This window comes from Endozoicomonas sp. ALD040 (assembly GCF_049275945.1).
GTDB lineage: Bacteria > Pseudomonadota > Gammaproteobacteria > Pseudomonadales > Endozoicomonadaceae > Endozoicomonas_A.
Genome location: NZ_CP184829.1, coordinates 5,794,214 through 5,809,165 on the forward strand (window position 1 = coordinate 5,794,214; position 14,952 = coordinate 5,809,165).

11 protein-coding genes are annotated in these 14,952 nt (G+C 46.8%); 10 read left to right on the plus strand and 1 reads right to left on the minus strand.

Features of this window, described 5'->3' with window-relative positions; all coding sequences use genetic code 11:
* Positions 1-133: 133 nt before the first annotated feature.
* The 8 genes from ACOJUN_RS20945 to ACOJUN_RS20980 all read left to right on the plus strand — a co-directional run bounded on the left by ACOJUN_RS20945 (position 134) and on the right by ACOJUN_RS20980 (position 13,837).
* Positions 134-1,882: an F-box/WD repeat-containing protein gene (locus ACOJUN_RS20945; protein WP_422133821.1), complete on the plus strand. Its 1,749-nt coding sequence runs from the start codon at positions 134-136 to the stop codon at positions 1,880-1,882.
* 58 nt (positions 1,883-1,940) lie between these two features.
* On the plus strand, positions 1,941-3,503 hold the full coding sequence (locus tag ACOJUN_RS20950; protein ID WP_422133822.1) for an F-box/WD repeat-containing protein: 1,563 nt from the start codon (positions 1,941-1,943) through the stop codon (positions 3,501-3,503).
* Between the two features lie 149 nt (positions 3,504-3,652).
* Positions 3,653-5,257 carry an F-box/WD repeat-containing protein gene (locus ACOJUN_RS20955; RefSeq protein ID WP_422133823.1) on the plus strand — a complete coding sequence of 535 codons (1,605 nt, stop codon included), beginning with the start codon at positions 3,653-3,655 and terminating at the stop codon, positions 5,255-5,257.
* Between the two features lie 149 nt (positions 5,258-5,406).
* The gene (locus tag ACOJUN_RS20960; protein ID WP_422133824.1) at positions 5,407-6,951 is read left to right on the plus strand and encodes an F-box/WD repeat-containing protein; all 1,545 of its coding nucleotides are present in this window, start codon (positions 5,407-5,409) and stop codon (positions 6,949-6,951) included.
* Positions 6,952-7,099: 148 nt separating this feature from the next.
* Positions 7,100-8,689, plus strand: coding sequence for an F-box/WD repeat-containing protein (locus ACOJUN_RS20965; RefSeq protein ID WP_422133825.1), 1,590 nt, complete (start codon positions 7,100-7,102; stop codon positions 8,687-8,689).
* The gene (locus tag ACOJUN_RS20970; protein ID WP_422133826.1) at positions 8,677-10,284 is read left to right on the plus strand and encodes an F-box/WD repeat-containing protein; all 1,608 of its coding nucleotides are present in this window, start codon (positions 8,677-8,679) and stop codon (positions 10,282-10,284) included. Before ACOJUN_RS20965 ends, ACOJUN_RS20970 begins: the two co-directional genes overlap by 13 nt.
* Positions 10,285-10,448: 164 nt before the next feature.
* A complete protein-coding gene (locus ACOJUN_RS20975; RefSeq protein ID WP_422133827.1) occupies positions 10,449-12,059 on the plus strand; it encodes an F-box/WD repeat-containing protein in 1,611 nt (536 codons plus the stop codon).
* A 176-nt stretch (positions 12,060-12,235) separates the two neighbouring features.
* On the plus strand, positions 12,236-13,837 hold the full coding sequence (locus ACOJUN_RS20980; protein ID WP_422133828.1) for an F-box/WD repeat-containing protein: 1,602 nt from the start codon (positions 12,236-12,238) through the stop codon (positions 13,835-13,837).
* Here the strand turns inward: ACOJUN_RS20980 and ACOJUN_RS20985 are convergent.
* Positions 13,810-14,190 carry a hypothetical protein gene (locus ACOJUN_RS20985; RefSeq protein WP_422133829.1) on the minus strand — a complete coding sequence of 127 codons (381 nt, stop codon included), beginning with the start codon at positions 14,188-14,190 and terminating at the stop codon, positions 13,810-13,812. The two genes, ACOJUN_RS20980 and ACOJUN_RS20985, sit on opposite strands and share 28 nt — an antisense overlap.
* Here ACOJUN_RS20985 and ACOJUN_RS20990 point away from each other — a divergent pair.
* Together ACOJUN_RS20990 and ACOJUN_RS20995 are read left to right on the plus strand one after the other, a co-directional pair.
* The gene (locus tag ACOJUN_RS20990) at positions 14,177-14,449 is read left to right on the plus strand and encodes a hypothetical protein (protein ID WP_422133830.1); all 273 of its coding nucleotides are present in this window, start codon (positions 14,177-14,179) and stop codon (positions 14,447-14,449) included. The genes ACOJUN_RS20985 and ACOJUN_RS20990 overlap by 14 nt on opposite strands.
* Positions 14,446-14,865, plus strand: coding sequence for a hypothetical protein (locus ACOJUN_RS20995; protein ID WP_422133831.1), 420 nt, complete (start codon positions 14,446-14,448; stop codon positions 14,863-14,865). The genes ACOJUN_RS20990 and ACOJUN_RS20995 overlap by 4 nt, the downstream gene beginning before the upstream one ends.
* Positions 14,866-14,952: the final 87 nt, after the last annotated feature.

Below are 14,952 nucleotides of genomic sequence, written 5' to 3' on the forward strand. Positions count from 1 at the left end.
ACCGAAAGTCATTTTGTTAGTTGCACTTACCAACCTGTTCTGAACTTTCATTCTGAAACTGTGTCTGACTGACTAGATAATTTTTAAACACCCCTGTTAATTAAGGATAAATAACAACTTTGCAGGAACAGTCATGCATGTAATAAATAATGATTCCGTTATTAAACCACCAATAACGCAAACCCAAACTCTATCGCTAACACCAACCGGTAATAGTGCGGGCAGGTCTGTTGCTGTAACTGACAAGGAAAAAAAATCTTCATTTCAGGATTTAGCCTCAGATACGCTGTCCCTGATTTTTCGCCATTTGAAACTTCGGGATATTCGCAGTTTACAAAAGGTATGTACCCGCCTTCGCGACGTTATCAAAGAAGATAACACACTGGCAAAAGCCTGGTTTCGACAGTTTTCTTCAGCACACCAGAATCAACTGAGGATGTCCATCAACACAAAAGACAAGAATCAACTCCGGGCCTGGTTTGAATTATTTTCTAATGATCAGGCGTTACTCAAGTCTCTCACAGATCGCCAGCCCACAAGTGTTTATTCACCTGCTCTATTATTTTTCACCAGAGCAGAGCTGATGTCTCAATGTGAAACCTTTGAACCAGTCACTAAAGCCACCATTGACAAAACGTATAAAGCAAACTCAGCCACCAGCGATGAAGAACGCGACGATATACCACACAAGAATAAAATCTACTCAGCCTGCCTCAGTGCTGATGGCCGCTATCTGGTCACCGGCAATGGAGACTGTACAGCAAAAATCTACGGCCACAAGCCTGATGGAACATGGGAAATAAAAACCATCATTCCTCATGGTGGAGGGGTCGGATCAGTAACTTTCAGCCCCAATACTCAACATCTGGTTACTGCCGGCGGGAGTGGCAAGGCGAAGATATATGATCTGAGGTGCGATGAATCATGGGAACCAAACACCACCATTCGCCATTATGCTTCCGTCAGATCAGCCACCTTCAGCACCGATAGCCGACAGCTGGTGACCGCCAGTTGCGATAAAACAGTGAAAATCCATAGCCAGAAAGATGATGGATCATGGCAGTTAACGGCCACCCTTCCCCATAACGATGCAGTCTTTTCAGCCAGTTTCAGCACCGATGGCAGTCATCTGGTCACTGCCTGCTGGGATCACTCGGCGAGAATCTACAGCCAGAAGAACGGATCATGGAAAGTAAAAAAAGCCATTCCCCATAGAGAGGCTGTCCTGTCAGCCACCTTCAGCGCCGATGGTAACTATGTGGTCACCGCCAGTCAGGATGGCAAGGCGAAAATCTATACCAAGAAGGAAGATGGATCATGGGAAGAAAATTTCATCATTGAACACAGGGAAACTGTCCACTCGGCCACCTTCAGCCCCGATAGCCGCCATTTAGTGACTGCCAGCGACGATGGCACAGTGAGAATTTACGACAGAACAGCCAGTGGCACCTGGGAAAGAGAAACCACCTTTCGCCCTGGTAAGATAAGGTATGGGTTTCCACGCCAGAGCGTGGGAACCAAAGGTTTTGCGACACTCTGTCAGTTTCTGGGCTTATCAGCCACCTTCAGCCCTGATGGCCGACATATGGTGTTTTATCACAAAACGGCGATCATCGTTGGTCAGCGGGATGATGGGTCATGGTCAGAAAAAGCCTCCATTACCCATGATGAAAGGATCATATCGGCCACCTTCAGCGCCGATGGTAGCCTGGTGATCACAGCCAGTCTGGATGGCATAGTGAAAATCACTGAACTTCGGAGGAATCATATATTGTTTGATGTCACTGAGTGGCACCATCCTGAATGTACCGAAAGAAATTTTGTTAGTTTCACTGACCAACCTGTTATGAACTTTCATTCTGAAATTGTCTCTGACTACTAAATAATTTTGAACCCTCCTTGTTGATCAAAGATAAATAACAACTTTGCAGGAACCCGTCATGCATGGAATAAATAATGATTCCGTTAATGAACCACCACTACCGCAAATCGAAGCTCTATCGCTAACACCAACCGGTAATAGTGCGAGCAGGTCTATTACTGTCCCTGACAAGGAAAAAAAATCTTCATTTCAGGATTTAAGCTCAGATACGCTGTCCCTGATTTTTCGCCATCTGAAACTTCGGGATATTCGCAGTTTACAAAAGGTATGCACTCGCCTTCGTGACCTGATCAAAGAAGATAACACACTGGCAAAAGCCTGGTTTCGACAGTTTTCTTCAGCACACCAGAATCAACTGAGGATGGCCATCACCGGAAAAGATAATAATCAACTCCGAGCCTGGTTTGAGTCGTTTACGAATGATCAGGCGTTACTCAAGTCTCTCACAGATCGTCAGCCGACGAGTGTTTTTTCATCTGCTCTATTATTTTTCACCAGGGCTGAGCTGATGTCTCAATGTGAAACCTTTGAATTAGTCTCTAAAGCCACCATTAGTCTAAAGTGTAAAGTCTACTCAGCAGACCTCAGTGCCGATGGCCGCTATCTGGTCACCGCCAATGGCGACCATACGGCAAAAATCTACCGCCAAAAGGCTGATGGAACCTGGGGAAAAATAACCTCCATTACCCATAACAAATGGGTCATACCAGCGATTTTTAGCCCCGATAGTCACCATCTACTGACTGCGAGTGCTGATTACACAGTAAAGATAGTTAATCGGGAGTACGATGAATCATGGCAACCAAACACTACCATTTCCCATGATGCAGGCGTCCAGTCAGCCAGCTTCAGCACCGACAGTCGACATGTCTTGACCGCCTGTTATGATGGCACAACGCAAATCCATAGCCGGAACGACGATGATAGATCATGGCAGTTAACAGCCACCCTTCCCCTTCCCGATTACATACCTGTCTATTCAGCCTTTTTCAGCACCGATGCCCGCCATGTGGTGACCGCCTGCGACGATAAAATGGCGAAAATCCTCAGCCAGAGAGACGATAGATTATGGGAAGTAGAAGGTGTCATTACTCATAATGCTCCTGTCATGTCAGCCACCTTCAGTGTCGATGGTTGCTATTTGGTTACAGCCAGTGCTGATGGCAATGCGAAAATCTGTGAGAAGAAAGCCGATGGATCATGGGAAGAAAATAGCATCATTCAACACAGGAAAACTGTCAACTCGGCCGTTTTCAGCCCCGATAGCCGTCATGTCGTGACCGCCAGCAAAGATCGTACAGTGAAAATTTACGACAGAAAAGCCGATGGCTTTTGGGAAGAAAAAGCCACCTTTTCCCATAAGCATTCGGTCAAATCAGCCTACTTCAGCCCTGATGGCCGCCACCTTGTGACAACGGCCTCGTATTGTAAAACGGCAAAAATCATTGGTCAGCAGGATGATGGTTCATGGTCAGAAAAAGCCAACATTGTCCATGACGACACTATCTCATCGGCCACCTTTAGCGCCGATGGCAGCCAGGTGATCACAACCAGCCTGGATGGCGTAGTAAAAATCACTGAATTACGGAGGAATCATTTATTGTCTGCTGTTGCTGAGTAACAACTTCCTACATGCGCCGAAAGAAATTTTGTTAGTTTCACTGACCAACCTGTTATGAACTTTCATTCTGAAATTGTCTCTGACTGACTAAATAATTTTGAACCGTCCTTGTTGATCAAAGATAAATAACAACTTTGCTGGAACCCGTCATGCATGGAATAAATAATGATTCCGTTAATGAACCACCACTACCGCAAGTCGAAGCTCTATCGCTAACACCAACGGGTAACCATGCGGGCAGGTCCATTACTGTAACTGATGAGGAAAAGAAACCTTCATTGCAGCATTTAGCCTCAGAGACACTGCCCCTGATTTTTCGCCATTTGAAACTTCGGGATATTCGCAGTTTACAAAAGGTATGTACCCGCTTTCGCGACCTGATCAAAGAAGATAACGCTCTGGCAAAAGCCTGGTTTCGCCAGTTTTCTTCAGCACACCAGAATCAACTGAGGATGTCCATCAACAGAAAAGACAAGAATCAACTCCGAGCCTGGTTTGAGTCGTTTTCCAATGATCAGGTATTACTCGAGTCACTCACAGATCGCCAGACGACGAGTGTTTATTCAGCTAGCCTGTTATTTTTCAACAGGGTTGAGATGATGTGTCAATGTAAAACATTTGAATTGGTCACTCAATCCACCATTGACAAAACTTATAAACCCAACTCAGCCACCAGCGAAGTTGATCGCCTCCGTATGGTACACCTCAGCGGAGTCGACTCAGCCGCTCTCAGTGCTGATGGCCGCTATCTGCTCACCGCCAATAAAGACTGTTCGGCAAAAATCTACGGCTGCAAGGCTGATGGAACATGGGAAATAAAAACCATCATTCGCCACTACGGACACACCAGATCAGCGATTTTCAGCCCCGATAGTCGCCATGCTGTTATCACCAGTGATGCCAAGGCAATGATATATGATCTGGGATGCAATGAATCATGGGAACAAAACACCACCATTTTCCATGATCGTAAGATCAAATCAGCCACCTTCAGCACCGATAGTCGACATGTCTTGATCACCAGTTTGGCTAACACAGCGAAAATCCATAGCCAGAAAGATGATGGATCATGGCAGTTAACAGCCACCCTTCCCCGTCACAATGCCTTCCTTTCAGCCATTTTCAGCATTGATGGCTGTCATTTGGTAACTGCCTGTCAGGATAAGACGGTGATAATCTATAGCCAGAAGGGCGATGGATCCTGGGAACAAAAAGATATCATTTCCCATGATAGTGTTGTCGAGTTAGCGACCTTCAGCGCCGATGGTTGCTATGTGATCATTGCCAGTACCGATTGCAAGGCGAAAATCTATGGCAAGAAGTACGATGGATCATGGGTAGAAAATACCGTCATTCAACACGGTGATTATCTCAACTCGGCCACCTTCAGCCCCGATGGCCGCCACGTAGTGACTGCCAGCGACGATCGCACAGTTAAAATTTATGGCAGAAAAGCCAATGACGTCTGGGAAGAAAAAGCCACCTTTTCCTATAGCGGGTTTGTCTTATCAGCCACCTTCAGCCCCGATGGCTGCCATGTGGTGACTACTATCTTCTCCAGTAAAACGGCGAAAATCATTGGTCAACAGGATGATGGCACATGGTCAGAAAAAGCCAACATTGTCCATGATGACTGGGTCACATCGGCCACCTTTAGCGCCGATGGCAGCCAGGTGATCACATCCGGTTTCGATGGCACAGTGAAAATCACTGAACTTCGGAGGAATCATTTATTGTCTGCTGTTGCTGAGTAACAACTTCCTACATGCGCCGAAAGAAATTTTGTTAGTTTCACTGACCCACCTGTTATGAACTTTCATTCTGAAATTGTCTCTGACTGACCAGATGATTTTTAAACGCCCCTGTTGATCAAGGATAAATAACAACTTTGCAGGAACCCGTTATGCATGAAATAAATAATAAGCCCGGTATTGAATCACAACTGACTAGAGCGCAATCACTAACACCAATGGGCAACCATGCGGGCAGGTCCATCACTGTTCCTGACAAGGAAAAAAACTCGTCATTTCAGGATTTAACCTCAGATGCGCTGTCCCTGATTTTTCACCATTTGAAACTTCGGGATATTCGCAGTTTACAAAAGGTATGTACCCGCCTTCGCGACCTGATCAAACAAGATAATGCACTGGCAAAAGCCTGGTATCGTCAGTTTTCCTCAGCACACCAGAATCAACTGAGAATGACCATCATCAGAAAAGACAAGAATCAACTCCGAGCCTGGTTTGAGTCGTTTTCCAATGATCAGGCGTTACTCAGGTCACTTACAAATCTCCAGCCCACAAGTGTTTATTCACCGGCTCTATTATTTTTCACCAGGGCTGAGCTGATGTCTAAATGTGAAACCTTTGAATTAGTCACCAAAGCCACCATTGACATAGGGTGTGAAGTCTACTCAGCCGAGCTCAGTGCTGATGACCGATACCTGGTCACCACCAACGGAGACTATACGACAAAAATCTGCGGCCACAAACCTGATGGAACATGGGAAATAAAAACAACCATTCCTCATGATAAAGAGGTCGAATCAGCGAATTTCAGCCCCGACAGTCACCATGTAGTAACCATCAGTAATGATGGCACGGCGAAGATATATAGTCTGAGATGCAATGAATCATGGGAAGCAAACATCACCATTCGCCATGATCTTGAGATCAATTCAGCCAGCTTCAGCACCGATAGTCGTCATGTCGTAACCGCCAGTTGCGATAAGACAGCGCAAATCCAAAGCCGGAAGGGTGATGGATCATGGGTGTCAACAGCCACCCTTCCCCATAAAAAATCTGTCTATTCAGCCATTTTCAGCACCGATGGCCGCCATATGGTAACCGCCTGCAGGGATGAAACGGTGAAAATCCATAGCCAGAAGGACAATGGATTATGGGAAGAAGAAAATACCATCGCCAATTATACAAATGCCCGGTCAGCCACGCTCAGTCCCGATAGTCGCTATGTGGTCACCGCAAATATGGATGGCACAGCAAGAATCTTTAGCAAGAAGGCCGATGGATCATGGGAAGAAAATTTCATCATTGAACACAGTAAAACTGTCAACTCGGCCACCTTCAGTCCCGATGGCCGCCATGTAGCCACTGCCAGCAACGATGGCACAGTGAAAATCTATGGCCGAAAGGCCGATGGCTTTTGGAAAGAAAAAGCTACTTTTTCCCATAAGGATTGGGTCTTATCAGCCACCTTCAGCCCTGATGGCCGCCATGTGGTGACTGCCAGCTATGATAAAACGGCGAAAATCATTGGTCAGCAGGATGGTGGGTCATGGTCAGAAAAAGCCAATATTGTTCATGGTGAGCCTATCTCATCGGCCACCTTTAGCGCCGATGGCAGCCAGGTGATCACATCCGGTTTCGATGGCATAGTGAAAATCACTGAACTACGCAAGAATCATTTATTGCCTGCTGTCGCTGAGTAACACCTTCATGCATGTGCCGAAAGGCATTTTGTTAGTTGCACTTACCAACCTGTTCTGAACTTTCATTCTGTAATTGTCTCTGACTGACTAAACAATTTTTAACGCCCCTGTTGATCAAGGATAAATAACAACTTTGCAGGAACCAGTCATGCATCAAATAAATAACGATTCCGTTATTAAACCACCAATAACGCAAACTCAAACTCTATCGCTAACGGGTAACCATGCTGGCAGGTCCATCACTGTAACTGATGAGGAAAAGAAATCTTCATTTCAGGATTTAACCTCAGATACGCTGTCCCGGATTTTTCGTCATTTGAAACTTCGGGATATTCGCAGTTTACAAAAGGTATGTACCCGCCTTCGTGACCTAATCAAGGAAGATAACGCTCTGGCAAAAGCCTGGTTTCGACAGTTTTCTTCAGCACACCAGAATCAACTGAAGATGGCCATCACCGGAAAAGATAATAATCAACTCCGAGCCTGGTTTGAGTCGTTTTCCAATGATCAGGCGTTTCTCGAGTCACTCTCAGATCGCCAGCCCACGAGTGTTTTTTCACCTGCTCTATTATTTTTCACCAGGGCTGAGCTGATGTCTCAATGTGAAACCTTTGAATTAGTCACAAAAGCCACGATTGACAAAATTTGTAAAGTCGACTCAGCCACCGGCATTGACGACACCAACTATTTAAGAAAACTCAATAAAGTCCAATCTGCCACTCTCAGTGCCGATGGCCGCTACCTGATCACCACCAATGGCGACAATACGGCAAAAATCTACCGCCAAAAGGCTGATGGAATATGGGAAAGAACAACCTCCATACCCCATGGCAGTTTGGTCAGATCAGCGATTTTCAGCCCCGATAGTCACCATCTGGTAACCGTCTCGAATCACAGGGCGAAGATATGTGGCCTGGGATGCAATGAGTTATGGAAACCAAACATCAACATTCTCCATGATCATCAGATCAGTTCAGCCACCTTCAGCACCGATAGTCGTCATGTCGTGACTGCCAGTTATGATAAAACAGTGAAAATTCATAGCCGGAAAGATGATGGATCATGGGAGTTAACAGTTACCTTTTCCCATAATTATTCTGTCTATTCAGCCACTTTCAGCAGCGATGGCCGCCATGTGGTAACCGCCTGCGGGAGTAAAACGGCAAGAATCTATAGCCAGAGAGACGATAGATTATGGGAAGAAAAAGTGGTTTTTCCCCATGAAGGTGCTGTCATGTCAGCCGACTTCAGCCCCGCTGGTAACTCTGTGGTCACAGCCAGCCTCGATGGCACAGTGAACATCTATAAGAAGAAGTCCGATGGATCATGGAAAATAAACACCATCAGTCAACACAGAAATGGTGTCAACTCAGCTACCTTCAGCCCCGATGGCCGTCATGTCGTGACTACCATCTTCGATGGCACAGTGAGAATCTACGGCAGAAAAGCCAAAGGCTTATGGGAAGAAAAAGCCTCCTTTGACAATAATTTTTTGGCCATGTCAGCCACCTTCAGCCCTGATGGCCGCCACCTGGTGACAACTACCTTGCATTGTAAAGCGGCGACAATCATTGGTCAGCAGGATGATGGTACCTGGTTAGAAAAAGCCAACATTGTCCATGATGCCGCTATCTCATCGGCCACCTTTAGCGCCGATGGCAGCCAGGTAATCACATCCAGTGTGGATGGCGTGGTGAAAATCACTGAACTACGGAGGAACCCGTCATGCATGGAATAGATAATAATGCTGTTACTGAACCACCACTAAAGCAAGTTCAAGCTCCATCTCTCACACCAATGGGTAACCATGCGGGCTGGTCCATTACTGAATCTGACAAGGAAAAACAATCTTCATTTCAGAATTTAAACTCAAATACGCTGTCCCTGATTTTTCGTCATTTGAAACTTCGGGATATTCGCAGTTTACAAAAGGTATGCACCCGACTTCGAGACCTGATCAAAGAAGATAACACACTGGCAAAAGCCTGGTTTCGACAGTTTTCTTCAGCACACCAGAATCAACTGAAGATGGCCATCACCAGAAAAGACAAGAATCAACTCCGAGCCTGGTTTGAGTCGTTTACGAATGATAGGGCGTTTCTCGAGTCACTCTCAGATCGCCAGACCACGAGTGTTTATTCACCTGCTCTATTATTTTTCATCAGGGCTGAGCTGATGTCTCAATGTAAAACCTTTGAATTAGTCACAAAAGCCACCATTGACAAAACGAATAAACCCAACCCGGCTGCCGACAGGGGCGACCGCCTCTATATGAGACAACTCAGTAAAGTCTACTCTACCGCCCTCAGTGCTGATGAACACTATCTGGTTACCGTCAATGGAGACTATACGGCAATAATCTACTGCCAAAAGTCTGATGGAACCTGGGAAAAAAAAACCTCCACTCCCCATAACGAATGGGTCAAGTCAGCGATTTTCAGCCCCGATAGTCACCATCTACTTACTGCCAGTGATAATGGCACGGTACAGATATATGTTCGGGAGTGCGATGAATCATGGCAACCAAACACTACCATTTCCCATGGTGGTGGCATCACTTCAGCCAGCTTCAGCACCGACAGTCGACATATCTTGACCGCCAGTTATGATGGCGTAACGAAAATCCACAGCCGAAACGACGATGACAGATCATGGCAGTTAAGAGCCACCCTTCCCCATTACAGACCTGTCTATTCAGCCTTTTTCAGCACCGATGCCCGCCATCTGGTATTGGGCTGTCACGATAAAGTGGCAATAATCCTTAGTCAGAGAGACGATAGATTATGGGAAGGAAAAGGTGTCATTACTCATAATTCTTCTGTCATGTCAGCCACCTTCAGCGCCGATGGTTGCTATTTGGTTACCGCCAGTGATGATTGCAATGCGAAAATCTGTGAGAAGAAAGCCGATGGATCATGGAAAGAAAATACCATCATTGAACACAGGAAAACTGTCCAATCCGCCGTTTTCAGCCCCGATAGCCGTCATGTAGTGACCGCCAGCAAAGATTGCACAGTGAAAATTTACGACAGAAAAGCCGATGGCTTTTGGGAAGAAAAAGCCACCTTTTCCCATGAGGGTTGGGTCACATCAGCCAAGTTCAGCCCTGATGGCCGCCATGTGGTGACTAAAAGCTATGACAAAACGGCGAAAATCATGGGTCAGCAGGACGACGGGTCATGGTCAGAAAAAGCCAACATTGTCCACAGTGACATTATCACATCGGCCACCTTTAGCGCCGATGGCAGCCAGGTGATCACATCCAGCCTGGATGGCGTAGTAAAAATCACTGAACTACGGAGGAATCATTCATTGTCTGCTGTCACTGCGTGACGCTATCTTAATAGAACTATCCTGCACGTGCCGAAAGAACTTTTGTTAATTTCACTGACCAAGCTGTTTTGAACTTTCGTTCAGAAATTGTCTCTGATTATTTTTGATGATTTTTAAACGCCTTTGTTGATCAAAGATAAATAACAACTTTACAGGAAGCAGTCATGTATGAAATAAATAATTCCTTTATTGAACCGCCAATAGCGCAAACTCAAGCTCTATCGCTAACACCAATGGGAAAAAGTGCGGTCTGGTCCATTACTGTATCTGACAAGGAACAAAAATCTTCATTTCAGGATTTAACCTCAGATACACTGTCCCTGATTTTTCGCCATTTGAAAGTTCGGGATATTCGCAGTTTACAACAGGTATGTACCCGCCTTCGCGACGTTATCAAAGAAGACAACGCTCTGGCAAAAGCCTGGTATCGACAGCTTTCTCCAGCACACCTGAATCAGCTGAGGGTGACCCTCACCCGAAAAGACAAGAATCAACTCCGAGCCTGGTTTGAGTCGTTTACCAATGATCAGGCGTTACTCAATTCACTTACAGAACGCCAGCCCACAGGCCTTTATTCGTCTGCTCTACTATTTTTCATCAGGGCTGAGCTGATGTCTCAATGTGAAACCTTTGAATTGGTCACTATCGCCACCATTGACAAAACTTATAAAGCCGACTCCTATGATCTCTCTGCCAATATTTCAGATATGGCATTTCACAATCGAGTCATTTCAGCCGCACTCAGTGCTGACGGCCGCTACCTGGCCACCGCCAATGGCGACAACACAGCAAAAATCTTCGAACACAAGGCTGATGGAACATGGGAAATAAAAATCACCATTCCCCATTATGATGAAAGGGTCGAATCAGTGGTTTTCAGCCCCGATAGTCACCATGTACTGACCTCCAGTTCGATGAACACGGCGGAAATATATGATCTGGGCGATGAATCATGGGAACCAAACATCACCACTCTCGATGATCTTTACGTCAACTCAGCCACCTTCAGCCCCGATAGCCAGCACGTGGTGACCGCCGGTAGCCGCCAGGCGGCGAAAATCCATAGCAAAAAACGCGATGGATCATGGCAGTTAACCACCACCCTTCCCCATGAAAATACTGTCTCATCAGCCTCTTTCAGCAATGATGGCTGCTATCTGGTAACCGCCTGTTGCGATGGAACGGTGAAAATCTTCAGCCGGAAGGACGATGGGTCATGGGAAAAAAAAGATGTTATTCCCATTAATGATGGTGACATGTCACCCACCGCCACCATCAGCCCTGATGGTCGCTATGTGGCCACCGCCGGTGTGGATTATTGCATGGCGAAAATCTTTAGCAGGAAGGCCGATGGATCATGGAAAATAAATACCATCATTGAACATAGGAAAATTGTCAACTCAGCTAACTTCAGCCCCGATGGCCGCCATCTTGTCACTGCCAGCAACGATGGCACAGTGAGAATATACAGCCGAAAAGCCGATGGCTTATGGGAAAAAAGAACCATCTTTTCCCATAAGGATTGGGTCACATCAGCCACCTTCAGCCCTGATAGCCGCCATGTGGTGACTGCCAGCGATGACAAAACGGCGAAAGTCATTGGTCAGCAGGATGATGGTACATGGGTAGAAAAGGCCACCATTGTCCATGATGACTGTGTCTCATCGGCCACCTTTAGCAGCGATGGCGGTCTGTTGATCACATCCAGTGAGGACGGCATAGTGAAAATCACTGAACTACGCAAGAATCATTTATTGCCCGCTATCACTGAGTGACACTATCTCAATAACACTATCTCAACAGCACTATCCTGCATGTGCCGAAATTCATTTTGTTAGTTTCACTGACCAACCTGTTTTGAACTTTCATTCTGAAATTGTCTCTGACTGACTAAATAGTTTTAACCATCCTTGTTGATCAAAGATAAATAGCCACTTTGCAGGAACCCGTCATGCATGGAATAAATAATAAATCCGTTATTGAACCGCCAATAACTCAAGCTCTATCGCTAACACCAACGGGTAACAGTGCGGCCTGGTCCATTACTGTATCTGACAAGGAAAAAACCTCTACATTTCAGAATTTAACCTCAAATACACTGTCCGTGATTTTTCGCCATTTGAAACTTCGGGATATTCGCAGTTTACAAAAGGTATGTACCCGCCTTCGCGACGAGATCAAAGAAGATAACGCACTGGCAAAAGCCTGGTATCGCCAGTTTTCTCCAGCACACCAGAATCAACTGAGGATGACGATCAACAGAAAAGACAAGAATCAACTCCGAGCCTGGTTTGAGTCGTTTTCCAATGATAAGGCGTTACTCCAGTCCCTCACAGAGCGCGAGCCAACGAGTGTTTATTCACCTGCTCTATTATTTTTCACAAAGGCTGAGCTGATGTCTCAATGTAAAACCTTTGAATTAGTCACAAAAGCCACCATTGACAAAATTTATAAAGCCAACTCAGCCACCAGCTTTGACGAACTCATGTCTATGGAAGTTCACAATAAAGTCCACTCTGCTGATCTCAGTGCTGATAGCCGCTATCTGGCCACCGCCAATGGCGACAACACAGCAAAAATCTACGACTACAAGTCAGATGGAACATGGGAAATTAAAACCACCATTCCTCTAAACAGACCGGTCAAATCAGCCACTTTCAGTCCCGATAGTCACCATCTGGTCCTCGGCAGTATGCATGGCACCGTGTGGCTATGTGACCTGGGATCTGATGAATCATGGAAACTAAGCGCCACCATTTGCAATGAAAGTCCACTCTGTTCAGTCACCTTCAGCACCGATAGTCGACATGTCGTGACCGCCAGTTTTGATAAAACAGCAAAAATATACAGTCAGAAGGATGATGGAACATGGAAGTTAACAACCACCCTTTCCCATTACGGTTCTGTCCTTTCAGCCATTTTCAGCACCGATGGCCGCCATTTGCTAATCGGCTGCGGCGATAAAACGGCGAAAATCTATAGCCAGAGCGCCGATGAATTATGGGAAGAAAAAGAGGTTTTTCCCCATGAGGAGACAGTCCTGTCAGCTGCCTTCAGCGCCGATGATCGTTGTGTGGTCACCGTCACTATGTATGATGGCAAGGCGAAAATCTATGAGAAAAAGTCCGATGGATCATGGGAAGAGAATGTCTTCATTCAACCCATTAACGCTGTCAAATCGGCCTCCTTCAGCCCCGATGGCCGTCATCTAGTGACGACCAGAGCAGATAACACAGTGAAAATTTACGTCCGAAAAGCCGATGGCTTGTGGGAAGAAAAAGCCACCTTTTCTCATAAGAGTTCGGTCTTCTCAGCCACCTTCAGCCCTGATGGCCGCCATTTGGTGACTGCCAGCTATGACAAAACGGCGAAAATCATTGGTCAGCAGAATGATGGGACATGGTTAGAAAAAGCCAACATTGTCCATAGTGACACTATCGCATCGGCCGCCTTTAGCGCCGATGGCAGTCAGGTGATCACATCCAGTGAGGATGGCATAGTGAAAATCACTGAATTACGGAGGCATCATTCATTGTCTGCTGTCACTGAGTGACACCATCCTGCATTGAGTTTTAGAGTTTTACGACACCCACGGAGTGAGGGAACGAGTTGACTCCCGTCATTCCCGGCTTCATTCCCGTCATTCCCGTCATTCCCGTCATTCCCGCGAAGGCGGGAATCCACACTGACCCACCACCAGAACCATACTGCCCGGAGCCCCCCTGGCCTTGCCATCCCCGAGAAGTCAGAGATCCACCGTTGGCGCTGGATTCCCGCCTTCGCGGGAATGACGACCTCAGAGCATGGGAAAGAGTTGATGTTGGAGTTTTGCGACACCCATGTTGGAGTTTTGCGATGGAGTTTTGCGACACCCACAGAGTGAGGGAACGAGTTGACTCCCGTCATTCCCGGCTTCATTCCCGTCATTCCCGGCCTCATTCCCGTCATTCCCGGCCTCATTCCCGTCATTCCCGCGAAGGCGGGAATCCACACTGACTCACCACCAGAACCATACTGCCCGGAGCCCCCCTGGCCTTGTCATCCCCGAGAAGTCAGAGATCCACCGTTGGCGCTGGATTCCCGCCTTCGCGGGAATGACGACCTCAGAGCATGGGAACGAGCTGTTGGAGTTTTGCGACACCCACAGAGTGAGGGAACGAGTTGACTCCCGTCATTCCCGGCTTCATTCCCGTCATTCCCGTCATTCCCGTCATTCCCGTCATTCCCGTCATTCCCGTCATTCCCGTCATTCCCGGCTTCATTCCCGTCATTCCCGGCCTCATTCCCGTCATTCCCGCGAAGGCGGGAATCCACACTGACCCACCACCAGAACCATACTGCCCGGAGCCCCCCTGGCCTTGCCATCCCCGAGAAGTCAGAGATCCACCGTTGGCGCTGGATTCCCGCCTTCGCGGGAATGACGACCTCAGAGCATGGGAACGAGCTGTTGGAGTTTTGCGACACCCATGTTGGAGTTTTGCGACACCCACGAAGCGAGGGGACGAGTTGTTAGAGTTTTGCGACAGCCTCACAAGGCTTATTCCAATTCTCAGTCTCAGCAAAACAGACTACCTTGAATAAATTCAGCAACCTAACCGATCAGGCAATGTACAGCTTTTACACCTTTCTACAGTTGTCCAATGTAGCATTTGTAGCAACAGTAATTTC